Annotated in this window: 13 protein-coding genes; 6 read left to right on the plus strand and 7 right to left on the minus strand. The window is 66.2% G+C overall.

Annotated features, from left to right (window positions below; all coding sequences use genetic code 11):
- Positions 1–83 precede the first annotated feature (83 nt).
- The 4 genes from CG51_RS05390 to CG51_RS05405 form a co-directional block, all read right to left on the minus strand.
- Entirely contained in the window at positions 84–1,457 is a 1,374-nt protein-coding gene (locus tag CG51_RS05390) for a sigma-54-dependent transcriptional regulator (protein ID WP_035742751.1), read from the minus strand.
- Positions 1,454–2,959, minus strand: coding sequence for an ATP-binding protein (locus CG51_RS05395; RefSeq protein ID WP_035742754.1), 1,506 nt, complete (start codon positions 2,957–2,959; stop codon positions 1,454–1,456). Before CG51_RS05395 ends, CG51_RS05390 begins: the two co-directional genes overlap by 4 nt.
- Before the next feature lie 91 nt (positions 2,960–3,050).
- Positions 3,051–4,940 carry a propionyl-CoA synthetase gene (locus CG51_RS05400; protein ID WP_035742757.1) on the minus strand — a complete coding sequence of 630 codons (1,890 nt, stop codon included), beginning with the start codon at positions 4,938–4,940 and terminating at the stop codon, positions 3,051–3,053.
- Positions 4,941–5,013: 73 nt separating this feature from the next.
- Positions 5,014–7,293: an NADP-dependent malic enzyme gene (locus tag CG51_RS05405; protein WP_035742760.1), complete on the minus strand. Its 2,280-nt coding sequence runs from the start codon at positions 7,291–7,293 to the stop codon at positions 5,014–5,016.
- A gap of 429 nt (positions 7,294–7,722) precedes the next feature.
- On the opposite strand from CG51_RS05405, the gene cdd reads away from it, so the two are divergent.
- The 6 genes from cdd to CG51_RS05435 are packed head-to-tail and all read left to right on the plus strand — an operon-like array spanning position 7,723 to position 12,782.
- Complete coding sequence (cdd, locus tag CG51_RS05410; RefSeq protein WP_269845348.1) at positions 7,723–8,109, plus strand: cytidine deaminase; 387 nt, start codon at positions 7,723–7,725, stop codon at positions 8,107–8,109.
- A complete protein-coding gene (locus CG51_RS05415; RefSeq protein WP_035742763.1) occupies positions 8,109–9,416 on the plus strand; it encodes a thymidine phosphorylase in 1,308 nt (435 codons plus the stop codon). Before cdd ends, CG51_RS05415 begins: the two co-directional genes overlap by 1 nt.
- Positions 9,413–10,612: a phosphopentomutase gene (locus tag CG51_RS05420; RefSeq protein WP_035742766.1), complete on the plus strand. Its 1,200-nt coding sequence runs from the start codon at positions 9,413–9,415 to the stop codon at positions 10,610–10,612. The genes CG51_RS05415 and CG51_RS05420 overlap by 4 nt, the downstream gene beginning before the upstream one ends.
- A complete protein-coding gene (locus CG51_RS05425) occupies positions 10,609–11,589 on the plus strand; it encodes an adenosine deaminase (protein ID WP_035742769.1) in 981 nt (326 codons plus the stop codon). Before CG51_RS05420 ends, CG51_RS05425 begins: the two co-directional genes overlap by 4 nt.
- Complete coding sequence (upp, locus tag CG51_RS05430; protein WP_035707735.1) at positions 11,586–12,218, plus strand: uracil phosphoribosyltransferase; 633 nt, start codon at positions 11,586–11,588, stop codon at positions 12,216–12,218. Before CG51_RS05425 ends, upp begins: the two co-directional genes overlap by 4 nt.
- A 12-nt stretch (positions 12,219–12,230) precedes the next feature.
- Positions 12,231–12,782: an SPOR domain-containing protein gene (locus tag CG51_RS05435; protein WP_035742772.1), complete on the plus strand. Its 552-nt coding sequence runs from the start codon at positions 12,231–12,233 to the stop codon at positions 12,780–12,782.
- Positions 12,783–12,816: 34 nt separating this feature from the next.
- On the opposite strand, the gene CG51_RS05440 is transcribed toward CG51_RS05435, so the two are convergent.
- From CG51_RS05440 to CG51_RS05450, 3 genes are all read right to left on the minus strand, one after another.
- On the minus strand, positions 12,817–13,836 hold the full coding sequence (locus CG51_RS05440) for a hypothetical protein (protein ID WP_035742775.1): 1,020 nt from the start codon (positions 13,834–13,836) through the stop codon (positions 12,817–12,819).
- A gap of 182 nt (positions 13,837–14,018) precedes the next feature.
- Positions 14,019–16,217, minus strand: coding sequence for a 3-hydroxyacyl-CoA dehydrogenase NAD-binding domain-containing protein (locus CG51_RS05445; protein ID WP_035742778.1), 2,199 nt, complete (start codon positions 16,215–16,217; stop codon positions 14,019–14,021).
- 23 nt (positions 16,218–16,240) lie between these two features.
- Positions 16,241–17,452, minus strand: a complete 1,212-nt coding sequence (locus tag CG51_RS05450; RefSeq protein ID WP_035742780.1) for an acetyl-CoA C-acetyltransferase — start codon at positions 17,450–17,452, stop codon at positions 16,241–16,243.
- Positions 17,453–17,460 lie beyond the last annotated feature (8 nt).

Consider the following 17,460-nt stretch of genomic DNA (forward strand, 5'->3'; position numbering starts at 1 on the left):
CAGCATATTGATGATCCGTCCCTGCTTCGGCAACCGGAATCCTTCCGGCAAGGCGTGAACATTATGCGAACCAGCGCAAGGGATCAACCGACGCGAAGCGGTTTTCCCCACAGTTCGATCTTTCGGTAGAGCGTTGAGGGCGAGACATCGAGTGCGCGCGCCGCCTTGGGTATGGAGCCGCCATGGCGGCAAATGGCGGCTTCGATCACCATCCGCTCTGCCTCGGCCAATGTGCAATCGGCAAGGGCTTCGAGTGCGTTGCGCCGTGGTGGCTCAGACACCGTATTGGGGACATCTTTGAACCCTTGGGGCAGCATACGCGCGGTGACGACGGTCCCCTCATGCAGGACGACGATATTGCGCAGAACGTTGAGGAGTTGCCGTACATTCCCCGGCCAAGGCGCGGCGCGGAATATTCGCAGCACATCCTCGTCAAGGGCCGTGAAACTGCGGCCCTCCTCCCGCGACAGGCGTTGCAGCAGCGTACCCGCGATTTCCGCGATATCCTGCTCCCGCTCACGCAGTGGTGGCATGTGAAGGGGGATCACGTGCAGGCGGTAGTAGAGATCCTCCCTGAACCTGCCTTGGCGGACGGCTTCCAAGGGGTCACGATTGGTGGCGCAGAGGATGCGGACATTGACCTTGCGCGGGCGAGATGCCCCGACCGGCTGAATGGTGGATGTCTGAAGAAACCGGAGCAGCTTGGTCTGCAGCGCGAGGTCCATCTCGCAGATTTCGTCAAGAAACAGTGTGCCTCCGTCGGCTGCGGCCGCAGCTCCCGCCCGGTCGGAAAGCGCCCCGGTGAAGGAGCCGCGCAGATGGCCGAACACTTCCGACTCAAGCAGGTCCGGGGGGATCGCGCCGCAATTCAACGCGATGAACGGTCCCGCGGCGCGGCGCGAGCCTTCGTGAATCGCCATCGCCGCCAGTTCCTTGCCCGTCCCGCTTTCGCCAGTGATGAACACCGTCGCGGTCGAAGGGGCGACGGCACGGATCGTCTGGTAAATCTGCCGCATCGCAGGGGAAGAGCCGATGAACTCGCCAGGCGGCACATTGCTGTTGGGTGTGGCGGGGAGCGGGATATGCAGGTTTTCGATTGCGGAGAGAAGTCGCTGGGCATCAAAGGGCTTCACGAGAAAGTCCGTCGCCCCCGCCCGCATGGCCTCGACTGCCTTGTTGACGGAGCCGTTGGCCGTGATGACGATGACCGGCGTTTCGGGCCGGAGCACCCGCAACTCGGCCAGAAGATCTATCCCTTCCCGATCGGGGAGCATGAGATCCAGCAGGACGGCACAGGGCACGCTGCTGCGGAAGGCGCGCAGCCCGTCCGCCGCCGTGGCCACCGAAAGCACAGGGAGCCCGGCATTTTTAAGCGCCGATTCATAGACCAGGCGCAGGGATGGCGTGTCTTCGATCAGCAGGACCGGCGTGCCAGTCTTCGGGGAACAGTCATTCACAGCGATACCCCGGATAACTGGGCTTCGTTCGCCAAAGCATGGATCAACACGTCGAGCTGGTCGAGAACTTCTTTTCCGAGCAGGGCGATAACCGCAGCATTGCCTAAATGTGCCGCACGATTGACCTTCTCCGCGCGGCGTTGGAGACTTTCGGCGCCGACAGCACCGGCAAGGGCGATGAGCACATGGCTGTGGGTGCGGATCTCTATCGGATTGTCGTCGGCGAGCCCGGTGACCAGCCCCCGCTCCACACCGCGTAGATCCGCATCGAGACGTGTCAGAAGCTCCCGTCGTCCCTCCGGCCCGGCGATCTCCAGCAGTTGCTCAAACCTTTCGCGGTCAAAAGGCTCATCGCGGGGCTCGGCGGGAGGAGGCATGCCACCGGGAAGAACCTCGCCGATGGCCTGAGCGAAGATGTCCAGCCCGCTGATCGGTTTCGCGAGGATCCGATCCGCACCCGCGGCGTAGATCGCCCGCCGATTGCCCCGGAGAACATAGGCCGTGACCGCGAGAACCGGCGTCCGTCCCCGCGCATCGGGCATGGCACGCAGGGCACGGATCACTTCTATGCCGGTGAGACGGGGCATTTCGATGTCTATGAGGGCGAGGTCGAAGGGGCGCTGATCGAGCAGGTGGAGCGCCTCAATTCCGTCAGAGGCGAGGGTGACCACCGCCCCCATCGTCTCCAACATCCGCGAGACGAGCATCTGGTTGGTGGCGCTGTCCTCCGCCAGCAGGACGTGACGCCCCGCGAGATCGGGCAATTGCGCCGTCTGAACGGGTTCCGGCGTGAGCGTGGCCCAGCTGCCGCGCGGCAACAGCAGGGTCACGACACCGCCGCCGTCCTCCCGGTTGCGGACCTCCACCTCCGCGCCCAGCCGGTCGGCCATCTCACGCGTGATGTGCAGGCCGAGGCCGGTGCCGGGCTTCCGCCGGTCCCCCCGGCCCTGATAGCGGAAGAGACGCGTCAGCGCCTCGCTGGAAAAGCCGGGGCCGGTATCCTCCACCTGGAAGCGGATCGTGTCGTCGGCAAGGAGGGAGACATCCATCGTCACGCCGCCCTGATCGGTATATTTGATCGCATTGCTGAGGATGTTGGAGAGGATCCGCTCCAGCGATATCCGCTCCAGCCCGATGGTTTCGGGCAGGTCGTCCCCGACCCGAAGCTCGAATGTCAGCCCATGTTCCTGCGCCCGCCCGGACCAACGCATGTCCAGATCATAGAGCAGGCGCGCGAAGCGGATGTTGGTAGGATGGACATCGGTCGAACCATCCTCCCCCGGCAGGAGGCTCAACCCCTCCTCCAGCAGCAGCGCCATGCCTTCACCGGCCGCGCGGATGCGCTCGAGCTGGAGACGTGTCGCGGGATCGAGCCCGGACTGGTCGATGAGGCGGAGCGCGCCGATGATGTCCGACATGGCCGCGCGAAGGTCATGCCCCAGCAGAGACAGGCGGGACGCCCGCTCCCCCCGTGCATCAGACCCCGGCGCCAGTTCCGTCATCCCCAATCCCCTCGTAAAACGCCATTCTGGCTGCCGGAACCGACGATACACCCCGGTGGTAAACAGGTGGTAAAGAGCTCCGGTGCCCGCTTCAGGCGTTTGCATGTCCCATACCCTGGAGCGCGGACGCGATTTCGTCCAGCACGACCGGGTCTTCGATCGTCGCGGGAGCTTTCACCTGCTCTCCGTCCGCGATCTTCACCATCGTGGAGCGCAGGATCTTTCCCGAGCGCGTCTTCGGCAGGCGGTTCACCACGACGGCGCGGCGAAAAGCGGCGACCGGGCCGATCCGTTCCCGCACGAGGGCGACGCAGTCCCGCACGATCTGCTCCTCGGGCGTTCGGGTGCCCTTCTTCAGAACGAGAAAGCCCAGCGGTATCTGCCCTTTCATCTCGTCCGACGCGCCGATCACCGCGCATTCCGCCACGTCAGGGTGGCTGGCCAGCACTTCCTCCATCGCGCCGGTGGAGAGGCGGTGGCCCGCGACGTTGATCACATCGTCGGTGCGGGCCATGATATAGAGATAGCCATCCTCATCCACCAATCCCGCATCGCCTGTCTCGTAATAGCCGGGGTAGCGGCTGAGATAGGCTTTCTGGAAACGCTCGGGCGCATTCCAGAGCGTCGGGAGCGCCCCGGGGGGCAGGGGCAGGCGGATGGCGACGGAGCCGAGCATTCCCTGTGGCACATGTTCACCATCCTCATCCAGAATGCACAGATCGTAGCCGGGCATGGTCACGGAGGGCGAGCCGGGCTTCACCGGCAACTCCTCCAGCCCCAGCGGATTAGCGGCGATGGCCCAGCCCGTCTCCGTCTGCCACCAATGGTCGATGACCGGCACATGCAGGTGATGCTGCGCCCAGCGGATCGTTTCCGGGTCGGCCCGCTCCCCGGCGAGGAACAGGGCGCGGAAACGGCGGAGATCGTACTCCCTGATGAGCTGGGCTTCGGGGTCTTCCCGCCGAATGGCGCGGATCGCGGTTGGTGCGGTGAACATGCATTTCACCCGGTTTTCCGCGATTGTCTTCCAGTATACCCCGGCATCGGGCGTGCCGACGGGCTTGCCCTCGAACACGATGGTCGTCGCGCCGGAAAGCAGCGGAGCATAGCAGATATAGCTGTGCCCCACGACCCAACCCACGTCCGAGGCGGCCCAGAACACATCCCCCGGTCCGATGTCGTAGATATTCCGCATGGACCACAGAAGCGCCACCATGTGCCCGCCGGAATGGCGCACCACACCCTTCGGCTGGCCGGTCGTCCCGGAGGTGTAGAGGATGTAGAGCGGGTGGTTGCCTTCCACCGGCAGGCAGGGCGCAGGCTCCGCCCCATACTGGAAACTGTGCCAGGCGATGTCGCGCCCTTCCACCAGCCGGGCGATTTCCTGCTCCCGCTGGAGGATGACGCAGAACTCCGGCTTGTGGCGTGCAAGGTTGATGGCACCGTCCAGAAGGGGTTTGTAGTGCACGATCCGCCCCGGCTCGATTCCGCAGGAGGCGGCGAGGATGGCCTTGGGCTGGCAGTCGTCGATCCGGGTGGCAAGCTCCGCGGCGGCGAAGCCCCCGAAGACGACGGAATGGATCGCGCCGATCCGGGCGGAGGCCAGCATCGCCTCCACCGCCTCTGGCACCATGGGCATGTAGATGATGACCCGGTCGCCCTTGCCGACACCGCGCGCCGCCAGCGCACCGGCAAGCCGCGCGATCCTGTCCTGAAGCTCGGCAAAGGTGATGCCCTTGCGCAGATGAGTCACGGGGCTTTCGTGGATCAGCGCGATGTCATCGCCGCGGCCCGCCGCGACATGCCGGTCCACCGCGTTCCAGCAGGTGTTGGACAACCCGTCGGCGAACCATTCATGGAAGGGTGCCTCGCCAGAGAGCGCGCGCGTCGGCGGGTGATCCCAGTCCACGGCGCGGGCAGCGTCGAGCCAGAATCCCTCCGGGTCGTCCCGCCACGCCGCATATACTTCCGCATATCCCATGTCCGTCTCCTCCCGCCCTCTCGGAGGGAGACTACCGCCGCGCCCGCATCTTTCGCAACGGGCGCGAGAGGGGTCAGCCGTATTGTGCGACGGGCGTTCCTGCAAGAGCGGAGATGTTGAGCAGCCCCCGCGTGGTAATGGAGGGCGTCACCACATGCGCCCGGTTGGCGAGACCCATCAGAATCGGCCCCACCTCCAGCCCGTTGGCCCGCATCTTCAGGATGTTGCGGATGCCGCTCGCCGCATCGGCATCGGCAAACACCAGCACGTTGGCCGGTCCCTGGAAGCGGGCGTTGGGGAAGATCCGGTCGCGCGTCGATTGATCCAGTGCGGCATCGACATGCATCTCCCCCTCGTAGGCGAAGTCGGGTTTGCGCGCGTCGAGGATCTCCATTGCCCTGCGCATCCGTATGCCGCTCGACGTATCGAGGTTGCCGAACTGCGAATGGGAGCAGAGCGCGATCTGCGGCACCATGCCGAAGCGGCGGACATGGCGCGCGGAGGCGATGACCGTCTCTGCGATCTGCTCGGGCGTGGGTTCCGGATTCACCTGCGTGTCGGCGATGAACAGCGGCCCTTCCTCAAGGATCATCAGCGAGAGGGCGCCGATCGGCACGCGCCCGTCGCGGCTGAGCACCTGACGGATGTATTTCAGGTGCCACAGATACTGCCCGAAGGTGCCGCAGATCATGCTGTCGGCCTCCTCCCGGTACACCATGATCGCGGCGATGGCGGTGGTGTTGGTCCGCATGATCGCGCGGGCAAGGTCCGGCGTGACGCCGTCGCGCTGCATCAGCTCATGATAGGTGCCCCAGTAATCGCGGTAGCGCGGGTCGTTCTCCGGGTTCACCACCTCGAAGTCGCGGCCCGGACGGATGGGTAGCCCGGCACGTTCAAGCCGCGTCTCCACCACCTCGGGCCGTCCGATGAGGATCGGCTTGTCGGTGGTTTCCTCCAGAAGCGCGTTGGCGGTGCGGAGCACGCGCTCATCCTCGCCTTCCGCGAACACGATGCGACGGGAGGCGCTGGAGGCGGCCTCGAACACCGGGCGCATGATGAGGGAGGAACGGAAGACGGAGCCGTCGAGCTTCTGCTTGTAGGTGCCGATATCGGCCACGGGGCGGGTGGCGACGCCGGTTTCCATCGCAGCGCGGGCGACGGCGGGGGCGATGACGCCCATCAGCCGCGGATCGAAGGGTTTCGGGATCAGGTAGTCCCGCCCGAAGCTCATCCGCTCGCCGGAATAGGCGGCGGCGGCCTCTGCGCTGGTGGTGGCGCGGGCGAGGGCGGCGATGCCCTCGATACAGGCGAGCTTCATCTCGTCGTTGATCTCGGTGGCGCCGACATCCAGCGCGCCCCGGAAGATGAACGGGAAGCAGAGCACATTGTTGACCTGGTTCGGAAAGTCCGACCGGCCGGTGGCGATGATCGCGTCGGGGGCCACCGATCGGGCCAGATCGGGCGCGATCTCCGGCGTGGGATTTGCGAGCGCGAACACGATGGGGGCTGGCGTCATCTTCGCCACCATCTCCGGGGTCAGCACGCCGGGGCCGGAAAGGCCGAGGAACATGTCCGCCCCTTCGATCACATCGGCAAGGCTGCGAGGGCCGCCGGACTGAGCGAATTCCGCCTTCTGCGGCGTCATCTCCTCCTGCCGGCCCTCATAGACGAGACCCGCGAGATCGCAGAGCCAGATGTTCTCGCGCTTGACGCCGAGCTTCACCAGCATGTTGAGGCAGGCGATGCCCGCCGCCCCGCCGCCGGTGGAAACGAGCTTGATGTCTTCGAACCTCTTGCCCGCGACAAGCAGCGCATTGGTCGCGGCGGCGCCCACCACGATGGCGGTACCGTGCTGATCGTCATGGAAGACGGGAATGTTCATCCGTTCCCGGCAGAGCTTCTCGACAATGAAGCAGTCCGGTGCCTTGATGTCCTCAAGGTTGATCGCGCCGAAGGTGGGTTCCAGCGCGCAGACGATCTCCGCCAGCTTCACCGGATCTTTCTCGTCCAGCTCGATGTCGAAACAGTCGATCCCGGCGAATTTCTTGAAGAGAACCGCCTTGCCCTCCATCACCGGTTTGGAGGCCAGCGCGCCGATATTGCCCAGCCCCAGCACCGCCGTCCCGTTGGAAACCACGGCCACGAGATTCCCGCGCGAGGTATAGCGCCGCGCGGTGGAGGCATCCGCCTTGATCTCCAGGCATGCTTCGGCCACACCCGGCGAATAGGCGCGCGACAGGTCGCGGCCGTTGGCGAGCGGCTTGGTGGCGCGAACCTCCAGCTTTCCCGGCTGCGGGAATTCGTGGTAGTCGAGCGCTGCCTGCCGGGCGTTCTCCTGCCGGGTTTCCTCCATCTGGATTCTCCTGCCCTCTGCCGCTTGCGGGGATCTAGTTTAATGCTGAACTATCTGCGGCGCAGGTCAAACTGCCCCCTTTGGCGGGCGGATTCAAGGGCGGGTTTCGTGGGCAGGTCGCTTGCATCGCGGGAATGATCGCCGCAAAGTCACTTCAGACCCGCAAGGCAGAGCCACATCATTCACAGGCGGGGCCATGGCAAGGAGGCCGGTGTGTCCAAATCCGACGGATCGAAGGCGGAAGGGGCGAAGGCGGAAAAGGCGGGAGCCGCAAGCACCGGTGCAGGGGAAGCGGAAGCCGCCGCCGTGAAAGGCGACACGGATGGCCAGGCGGGAGGAGCAGGCAAAAGTCGCGGAAAAAGGGCCGAGGACAGCGCTGAGCCCGAAGGAGGCGCCCGCCCGCCCCAAGGTCATGGCACTGATGATCCCCTGAAGGACGCCGCCCGAATGGTGCGGGAGAATGCCTATGTGCCCTATTCCGGCTTCAAGGTGGGCGCAGCGATCCGCAGTGCCTCTGGCGCGATCCATGTGGGCTGCAACGTGGAGAATGCCGCCTATCCCGAGGGCACCTGTGCGGAGGCCGGGGCCATAGCGGCGATGGTCGCGGCCGGCGATCTGCGCATTGCCGAGGTCGCGGTGATTGCCGACAGTCCACACCCTGTTCCGCCCTGCGGCGGGTGCCGGCAGAAGCTGGCGGAGTTCGGCGACCCGGACGTGCTGGTCGTGATGTACAACACTCAGGGAGAGATGCTGCGGACCACCATCCGTGACCTGCTGCCGGGCGGGTTCAGCGTCGATTACATGCTGCGTTCCTGATGCCCGGGCCACTTTCCCCGGCAGGGGTCATTGCCGCCGTCCGGGATGGCCGGGCCATGCCGGACGGGGCGCTGGCGGCCTTTGCCGCCGGGCTGGCCACGGGAGAGGTCGGCGATGCGCAGGCGGGGGCCTTTGCGATGGCCGTGCTGCTGCGGGGCCTTGGCCCGACAGGACGGGTGGAACTCACGGAGGGGATGCGGGATTCGGGCCAGACGTTGCGCTGGGATCTGCCGGGCCCGGTGATCGACAAGCATTCGACCGGCGGGATCGGCGATTGTGTGTCGCTGGTTCTGGCGCCGTTGCTGGCGGCGGCGGGGGCTTTCGTGCCGATGATCTCCGGGCGCGGTCTTGGCCATTCGGGTGGCACGCTCGACAAGCTGGAGGCGATCCCCGGCTGGCAAGTGCAGCTTGACCCCACGGCCTTCGCCCGCATCGTGCGGGCGGAAGGAGCGGCGATCGTCGCAGCCTCGCCGGACATCGCCCCTGCGGACCGGCGGCTTTACGCGATCCGGGACGTGACTGGCACGGTGGAAAGCATCGACCTCATCACCGCTTCCATCCTGTCCAAGAAACTTGCCGCCGGGCTGGATGGTCTGGTGCTGGATGTGAAGGTGGGTTCGGGCGCATTCATGAAGACCCGCGCGGAGGCGGAAACGCTCGCCCGAGCGCTGGTGGATACCGCGGTGGGGGCGGGGTGCCGCACGGTCGCGCTCCTCACCGGGATGGAGGAGCCGCTGGCCCCGGCGCTCGGCAATGCGCTGGAGGTGGCGGAGGCGATGGCCGTGCTGGAGGGTGCGGCGGGTCCGCTCCGCGACGTCACGCTCTCGCTCGGTGCGGAGGCGCTGGTGTTGGCCGGGCTGGTCGCCCCCGCCGAAGCGGAGGACCGGCTGGCGCGGCTTCTCTCCTCCGGCGCGGCGCTGGAGCGGTTTGGGCGGATGGTCGCGGCACAGGGCGGCCCGCGGGACTTTACGGCACGCTGGCGCGGGCTGCTCCCGTCGGCGCCGGTTGTCGCGCCCGTGTTTCCACAGGAGAGCGGCACGCTCTCCGCGTTGAACGGCGTCGAACTGGGCCGGATCGTGGTGGAGCTTGGGGGTGGACGGCGCTATCTGGGGGATCGGATCGACCCTGCGGTTGGCCTGTCCGACGTCGCGCGGATCGGCACGCGGGTCGGCCCGGAGGCGCCGGTCGCTTTGATCCACGCGGCGGACGAGGCGGCGTGGGAAAGGGCGGCGGAGAAACTGCGCGCCGCCGTCGTTCTGGGTGGGGACACAGCCCCGCCCGCAAGGTTTTTGGGGCGTATCGCATGACACGGGCCTTTCTGATCGTGATGGACAGCGTCGGCTGCGGCGGCGCGCCGGATGCGGCCGATTTTGGCGACGAGGGGGCGAATACGCTCGGACATATCGCGCTGGCCTGCGGCGGGGGCCGCGCGGAGGAAGGGCGCTCGGGGCCGCTCCACATGCCGGTGCTGGATCGGCTTGGGCTGGGCGCTGCCATCCGCCTGGCCTCCGGGCTGGAGGCACCGGGGTTGGGAGCTTCCCCGGAAGGGCTGTGGGGAGCGGCGACGGAGGTGTCGCGCGGCAAGGACACCCCTTCCGGCCACTGGGAACTGGCGGGAGTGCCCGTTCCCTGGGACTGGCACTATTTCCCCGATGAAATACCCGCCTTCCCGCCGGAAGTCACGGCTGAGGTCTGCCGCCTTGCGGGAACGGCGGGCATCCTTGGCAACTGCCACGCCTCCGGGGTGCCGATCATCGAAGAACATTGCGCCGCACATCTGCGGACCGGCTGGCCGATCTGCTACACCTCCGCCGACAGTGTTTTCCAGATTGCAGCGCATGAAGAAGCCTTTGGTCTGGACAGGCTGCTGAAACTCTGTGCCGATATTGCACCGATGCTCCACGCGATGCGGGTGGGCCGGGTGATCGCGCGGCCCTTCACGGGCACGGTGGAGACCGGCTTCACCCGCACGGCCACCCGGCGGGACTTCGCGGTGGCTCCGCCCGCGCCCACGCTGCTTGACTGGGCCTATGAGGCGGGGCGGGTCACCCATGCGGTTGGAAAGATCGGCGACATCTTCTCCCATCGCGGCATCACGAAGCTTCACAAGGGGCAGTCGGATGCGGCGCTCTTCGACCATCTGATCCGGCTGGCGGGGGAGGCGGAGGAAGGCTCGCTCACCTTTGCGAATTTCGTGGAGTTCGACAGCCTCTACGGGCATCGTCGCGACGTGTCGGGCTATGCGCGCGCCCTGGAAGGGTTCGACGCGCGTGCGGGCGCGTTCCTGGACCTGCTGCGCCCCGGCGATCTGGCGGTCTTCACCGCCGATCACGGCAACGATCCCACGTTCCGGGGCAGCGACCACACGCGGGAGCGGGTGCCGGTTCTGGCCTCCGGGCGCGGCGTGGGAGGCATCGGGCTGCGTGGTTACGTCGATGTGGGGGCGAGCGTCGCCGCGCATCTGGGCCTGCCGCATCGCGGGCCGGGGGAGAGCTTCCTGTGAGCCTTGTCGATCTGCCGAAAGTCGAACTTCACCTGCATCTCGAAGGCGCAGCCTCGCCCGCCTTCATCCGCGGCCTCGCCCGGCAGCGCCACGTGGATATCGAGGGGCTCTTCGATGAGCAGGGCCACTACCGCTTCAACGGTTTCACCGGATTTCTGAAAGCCTATGAGGTCGCGACGAGCGCGCTCACCTCTCCGGCGGACCACGCCCGGCTGCTCCGTGCGGTGCTGGAGGCCAGCGCGGAGCAGGGGGTGATCTACACGGAGCTTTCCATCTCCCCCGATCTCTGCGGGGGCGGCGATCTTTCCGCGTGGCGGGATTACGTGGCGGCGTTCACGGAAGTGGCGGCGGGTATGGCCGGTGACATCACCTGCCGCGGCATCGTCACCTGCATCCGCCATCTCGGGCCGGAGCGGGCGAAGCGGACTGCCCTCTGCGCGGCGGAGACGATGGGCGGGTTCGTCACCGGCCTTGGGCTTGCGGGCGACGAGCGCGTCGGCGCGGCAAAGGATTTCGCCTGGTCCTTCGACCTTGGCCGCGAGGCGGGGCTCGGCCTGACCGCCCATGCCGGGGAGTTCGGGGGCCCTGCCTCCGTGCGCGAGACGCTCCGCGACCTCGGCGTCAGCCGCATCGGGCACGGCGTCCGCGCCATCGAGGATCTGGCGCTGGTGGACGATCTGGCGGAAGGGCAGGTCGTTCTGGAATGCTGTCCGGGGGCCAATATCGCGCTGGGCCTCTATCCCGGCTGGCGGCAGCACCCGGTGGGAGAGCTCTATCGGCGGGGGGTGAGAGTCACGCTTTCCACCGACGATCCTGCATTTTTCCGAACCGGGATGGCGCACGAATACGAACGGCTGCATGATGCCTTCGACTGGGACGAGGGCGTATTTCGCGATATGGCACGCACGGCGCTGTCGGCCGCGTTCTGTGACGAGGCCACGCGCGCAAGACTGATGAAACGTCTGGAGGACGCATGACCGAACATCTCACCGTCGTCACCCATCCGCTGGTGCAGCACAAACTGACCATCATGCGGAAGAAGGATACGTCCACTGCTTCCTTCCGCCGCCTGCTGCGGGAGATCAGCCAGCTTCTGGCCTATGAGATCACCCGTGACCTGCCGCTGACCTCCACGCGCATCGAGACGCCGTTGCAGGAGATGGATGCACCCACCATCGAGGGCAAGAAGCTCGTCCTGATCTCCATCCTGCGGGCGGGCAACGGGCTGATGGACGGCATTCTGGAACTGATTCCGGCGGCGCGCGTAGGGTTCGTAGGCCTGTATCGCGACCCGGAGACGCTGCAACCGGTGCAATACTACTACAAGGTGCCGAGCGAGCTGGACGACCGGATGGTCATCGCCGTCGATCCGATGCTGGCCACCGGCAACTCCTCCGTCGCGGCCATCGACCTGCTGAAGAAATCCGGGGCGAAGAACCTGCGGTTCCTGTGCCTCCTCGCCTCTCCCGAAGGGGTGAAGCGCATGCAGGAGGCACATCCCGATGTGCCGATCGTCACCGCCGCTGTGGATGAGAGGCTGGATGACCATGGATATATTGTTCCAGGCCTAGGGGATGCGGGAGATCGCATGTTCGGCACAAAATAGGCGAGAAAACTGTTGTCCTACGACCGCTATGCGTGCAATATCCGTGAAAAGACTACCGCAGGGACAGCAGGCCTTCGGACGGCACTGGCAGCGGGCGTGATCGGAGCCTTCGGGTTCCTCCCCGCTGCCAGTGCCGACGATGCCCCGTCCGTCCCTCCGCCGGCGGGTTACGCGGCGGGTGAATTCACCGATACGCAGGGCTGTCTGTTTTCACGCGTGGAGCAGGGCGACCGTCTGCTCTGGGCGCCGCGTTACCGTGCCGATGGCAGCCAGCGCTGCGACGGGCCGGTGGAGGCGGGCGCTGCTGCATGCCCGTTGCCGACAGAGGTCGGGCGCTATGCGCAGGCGGGGGTCTATGTGGATCTCGAAAACGCCCGCAATGCCGCGGCAGAGGCGCGCGCGCTGGGGCTTCCCGTGAATATCGTGCGGTTGGGCCGGAACCCGGAGGGGCGGCATTCCGTGGTCGCCGGACCCTTCGCCGGGCGGGAGGCCGCGCAGCAGGGGCTGGCAGCGCTGCGCTGCAACGGCTTTCCGGATGCGTTCGGCCGGAACGGGTTGCGCTGAACGGGTTGGTTTGAACAGGCAGCGCTGGGCGGGCTCAGCGCGCGCAGATCCCCTGCAAGCCCACCCATTCCGTATCGCTAAGGATGGGCGGCGGCGCAGAGTCGCGAAACGGATCTCCGGTCCGCAGGACTTGCGTGTGCGCGCCCGTCGGGTCAATGGCCTGAGCATATGGGGTCGAGGGCACCCTTGCAGATGCGAATCGCGTCAGCAGGGCTTTCGGATCGACGTCCGGCACAGGGGTGGTCAGCAGGGTCTCGGCAAAGCCGCGAACGGCTGTCGGCGGCAGCTCGCCGGTGGTCAACAGCCGGAAGGTCGCCAGAAGACCGGCATGCTCCAGCAGCGGCAACAGCGGGTCGGCGGCATCCGCACGCACCTGTTCCGCCAGCACATATCCCGCGACGATCTCCTCGTTGTCCTCATCCTCCAGCAGGTCGCGTTGGAGCAGTATGCGCCCGCCGGGGAGGTGGACGGCATCGGCGAAACCCTTTGGAAGAACCGAGATCCCACCCGGTCGCCCATCCGACAGCCGCGCCCACATCTTGCGGAGTGCGCGGTCGCCGTTCGGCGTGGAGCAGACCGGACCGGTAAGGCGGACCATGTCGCGCAGAACGAGTTCCCCGATGGCTTCGCGCGTGGCCTGCGGCACGGCGGCAACGGTGTGGCGGGTCAGGGCGGTCGGCAGGAAAAGGACCGCCGCCATCAACAGGGCGCCGACGAGCAGCGCGATCAGCGGCCCGCGCAGCCGGCCCTCCTTGGGCCGCTGCGAGTCGATGACGCGACGGACCTGGTCGATCGCGTCGATCATCAGGTCATCGTCGATCTCCAGCGTCTCTCCTGCCGAGGGATCCGGGCTGTAGCGCGCGGGAAGATCGCCAGGATTCAGCCGCTCCAGCGCCGGCAGGGACCAGTGCGTAAGGGCAAGCGAGTTCTGGATATCTGACAGGATGAGAGAAGCGTCCCCGAAAGAGACGACAACCTCACGTGCTTCCGCGTCGGGCGATTCACGCCACAAACCGAAACATTCCAGTCGCTGGTACCGGGTAAGCGCCGTCATCTTCCCACGGAACCTTGCTGCAACGCCGAAGAAATCATGGGTGCAAGATAGCCGAGCATGCGGGCAGCCACAATCGGCCCAAGGTGGGATGCGCGACCTTCTTCCAACGACAGATAACTAATGGATTTCTTGTAATATTCTGGTGAGAAGAGCCGGGATCGCGGAGATCCCGGCCCTGCTGGTCAGGCAGCCTTGGCGGCTGGGGCAAATCGGCCATAGAAGGTTTCACCCTTGGCGGCCATGTCGCGGAGCAACTGCGGTGCAGCGAAGCGCTCGCCATACCGTGCGGTCAGATCGTCGGCGATCTCCACCGCCTTCGCCGCGCCCATCATGTCGAGCCAGGAGAACGGCCCACCGGACCACGGCGCAAAGCCCCAGCCGAGGATTGCCCCCACATCGCCTTCGCGGATGTCGGTCAGCACGCCTTCCTCCAGCGCGCGCACGGCCTCCAGCGTCTGCACGAACATCAGCCGATGTTCGACATCGGTGAGTGCCGGCTGATCCTCCGCATGGGGATAGCGGTCCGCGAGGCCGGCCCAGAAGCCCTGCCGCTTGCCCTTTTCGTCATAGTCGTAGAAGCCCGACTTCGACTTGCGGCCCATGCGGCCCTGATCTGCCATCCAGAACAGCACCTCGTCCACCGCGCCGTCGGGATAGGCATTGCCCATCGCCGCCTTGGTGGCCTTGGCGATCTTCACGCCGAGGTCGATGGAGGTCTCGTCCACCAGCTGCAGCGGGCCAAGCGGCATGCCCATCAGCTTGGCCGCATTCTCGATCAGCGCGGGCTCCGTGCCCTCCTTCACCAGCCGCACCCCTTCGTTGATGTAGGGGATGATGCAGCGGTTGGCGTAGAAGAAGCGCGCATCGTTCACCACGATCGGCGTCTTGCGGATCTGGCGCACGAAGTCGAGCGCCTTGGCGACCGCCACGTCGCCTGTCTCCTTGCCCCGGATGATTTCCACCAGCGCCATCTTGTCCACGGGAGAGAAGAAGTGGATGCCGATGAATTCCTTCGGATGGCGGGAGGCCTCGGAGAGCATGGTGATCGGCAGGGTGGAGGTATTGGTCGCGAAGATCGCCTCCGGGGCGGCCTCCTCCGCCTTCTTCGTCACCTCGGCCTTCACCTTCGGATCCTCGAACACCGCCTCCACGATCAGATCGACGCCCTTGAGCGCGGCATAGTCGGTCGTTGCGGTGATGCGGGAGAGAACCTCCTCTTTCTTCTCTGCCGTGACCTTCCGCTTTTCGATCCCCTTGTCCAGGATTCCTGCGGAATGCGCCTTGCCGCGATCCGCCGCTTCCTGCGTGCTGTCGATCAGCACGACCTCGATCCCGGCGTTGGCGGAGACATAGGCGATGCCCGCACCCATCATCCCCGCACCCAGAACGCCGAGTTTCTTCACGCTCTGATCCGGCACGTCGGGGCGGTTCGCACCCTTCTCCAGAGCCTCTTTGTTCAGAAAGAGCGAGCGGATCATCGCGGCGGAGGAAGGGTTCAGCATGACATGCGTGAACCACCGCGCCTCGATGCGGATCGCCTGATCGAAGGGCACGAGTGCCCCTTCATAGACGGCGGAGAGCAGCGCCTTCGCCGCTGGATAGACCCCTTGCGTCTTGCCGTTCACCATGGCGGAGGCGCCGACGAAGGTCATGAAACCCTGCGGGCTGTAGGGCGCACCGCCGGGCATCTTGTAGCCCTTCGCATCCCATGGCTTCACCAGATCGGCATCCTTGGCGGAGAGCACCCAGTCCTTCGCCTTGGCCAGCAGCTCCTCGGGCGCAACCACCTCGTCGATCACGCCCTGTGCTTTCAGTGCCTTCGGTGACTGGAGCTTGCCCTCCAGCAGCAGCGGCGCGGCCATCATCGCGCCGAGCTTCCGCGCCAGCCGCGTGGTGCCGCCCGCACCGGGGAAGATTCCGATGAGGACTTCCGGCAGGCCGAGCCGCGCTTTGGGATTGTCGGCCACGAAGATACGATGCGTGGCCAGCGGCAGTTCAAGGCCGATACCCGCTGCCGTGCCGGGAATGGCGGCGGCGATGGGTTTGCCGCCTTTCAGCGTCTTGGGATCCATCCCCGCGCGTTCGATCTTTCGGAACAGCGCATGGATTTTCATGATCCCTTCGAACAGGCCCTTCGCGGGTTCCGCGCCCGCCGCGCCCTTCATCCGGCCGAGAACGTTCAAGTCCATCCCGCCGGCGAAGTCCTTCTTGCCGGATGTGATGACGATGCCCTTCACCTCCGGGTCGGCGAGAGCCTTGTCCACCGCCGCGTCAAGCTCGTTCAGACCGTCGAGGGTCATGACGTTCATCGACTTGCCGGGCACGTCCCAGGTGATGGTGGCGACGCCGTCGGCATCCGTGGCGTAATGAAATTCGGTCATGGAAGTCTCCCTGCTTCGCCGGATCAGACGCGTTCGACGATGGTGGCCGCGCCCATACCGGAGGCGACGCACAGCGTGGCGAGGCCAGTGCTCTTGCCCGACCGCTCCAGTTCATCGACCAGTGTGCCGAGGATCATCGCCCCCGTCGCGCCGAGCGGGTGGCCAAGCGCGATGGCTCCGCCGTTTACGTTCACCCGGTCCGCATCGACGTTGAACGCCTGCATGAAACGCAGAACCACGGCGGAGAAAGCCTCGTTCACCTCGAACAGGTCGATGTCGGAGATCGACATGCCGCTGTCGCGCAGGATCTTCTCCGTCGCGGGCACGGGGCCGGTCAGCATGATGGTGGGGTCGGTGCCGATCTTCGCCGTTGCACGGATGCGGGCGCGGGGCTTCAGGCCGTATTTCTCGCCGAACGCCTTCGAGCCGATGAGGATGCCCGCCGCGCCGTCCACGATGCCGGAGGAGTTGCCCGCATGGTGGACGTGCTCGATGCGCTCCAGATGCGGGTATTTCATGATGGCGATCTTGTCGAAGCCGGGCATCTGTTCGCCCATGTCCTTGAAGGACGCCTTCAGCGCGCCGAGCGACTGCATGTCGGTGCCGGGCCGCATGTATTCGTCGCGGTCGAGGATCGGCAGGCCGTTGATGTCCCGGACCGTCATGACGGAGCGGTCGAAACGGCCTTCCTCCCAGGCCTTGGCGGCGCGGCGCTGGCTTTCGACCGCAAGCGCATCCACATCCGTGCGGGAGAAGCCGTATTCGGTGGCGATGATATCCGCGGCGATGCCCTGCGGCACGAAATAGGTGGACATGGCGATGGAGGGATCGACCGCGATGGCCGCCCCGTCGGAGCCCATCGCGACACGGCCCATCATCTCCACCCCGCCGGCGACATAGGCCTGCCCCGCACCGGCCTTGACCTGGTTGGCGGCGAGGTTCACCGCCTCCAGCCCGCTCGCACAGAAGCGGTTGATGGCGAGGCCGGGCACCGATTCCGCGAAGTCGGAGGCGAGCACGGCCGTCCGCGCAAGGCAGCCGCCCTGTTCGCCGACCTGCGTGACATTGCCCCAGATCACATCCTCAACCGCCTGAGTATCGAGGTCGGAGCGCGATTTCAGTTCGTTCAGCACCAGCGCCGAAAGGCGGGCGGAGGTCACCTCATGCAGGCTCCCGTCAGCGCGGCCCTTGCCGCGCGGCGTGCGGACGGCGTCGTAGATGTAAGCTTCGGACATTGGTTCTC

Origin of the sequence: Haematobacter missouriensis, from assembly GCF_000740775.1 — a bacterium.
GTDB lineage: Bacteria > Pseudomonadota > Alphaproteobacteria > Rhodobacterales > Rhodobacteraceae > Haematobacter > Haematobacter missouriensis.

What these genes read in the sequence shown, in the direction of transcription:
- CG51_RS05395 (WP_035742754.1), bottom strand. Translation starts at nt 2,959, where the DNA reads ATGACGGAACTGGCGCCGGGGTCTGATGCACGGGGGGAGCGGGCGTCC.
- CG51_RS05400 (WP_035742757.1), bottom strand. Translation starts at nt 4,940, where the DNA reads ATGGGATATGCGGAAGTATATGCGGCGTGGCGGGACGACCCGGAGGGA.
- CG51_RS05405 (WP_035742760.1), bottom strand. Translation starts at nt 7,293, where the DNA reads ATGGAGGAAACCCGGCAGGAGAACGCCCGGCAGGCAGCGCTCGACTAC.
- CG51_RS05415 (WP_035742763.1), top strand. Translation starts at nt 8,109, where the DNA reads ATGCCCGGGCCACTTTCCCCGGCAGGGGTCATTGCCGCCGTCCGGGAT.
- CG51_RS05420 (WP_035742766.1), top strand. Translation starts at nt 9,413, where the DNA reads ATGACACGGGCCTTTCTGATCGTGATGGACAGCGTCGGCTGCGGCGGC.
- upp (WP_035707735.1), top strand. Translation starts at nt 11,586, where the DNA reads ATGACCGAACATCTCACCGTCGTCACCCATCCGCTGGTGCAGCACAAA.
- CG51_RS05440 (WP_035742775.1), bottom strand. Translation starts at nt 13,836, where the DNA reads ATGACGGCGCTTACCCGGTACCAGCGACTGGAATGTTTCGGTTTGTGG.
- CG51_RS05445 (WP_035742778.1), bottom strand. Translation starts at nt 16,217, where the DNA reads ATGACCGAATTTCATTACGCCACGGATGCCGACGGCGTCGCCACCATC.
- CG51_RS05450 (WP_035742780.1), bottom strand. Translation starts at nt 17,452, where the DNA reads ATGTCCGAAGCTTACATCTACGACGCCGTCCGCACGCCGCGCGGCAAG.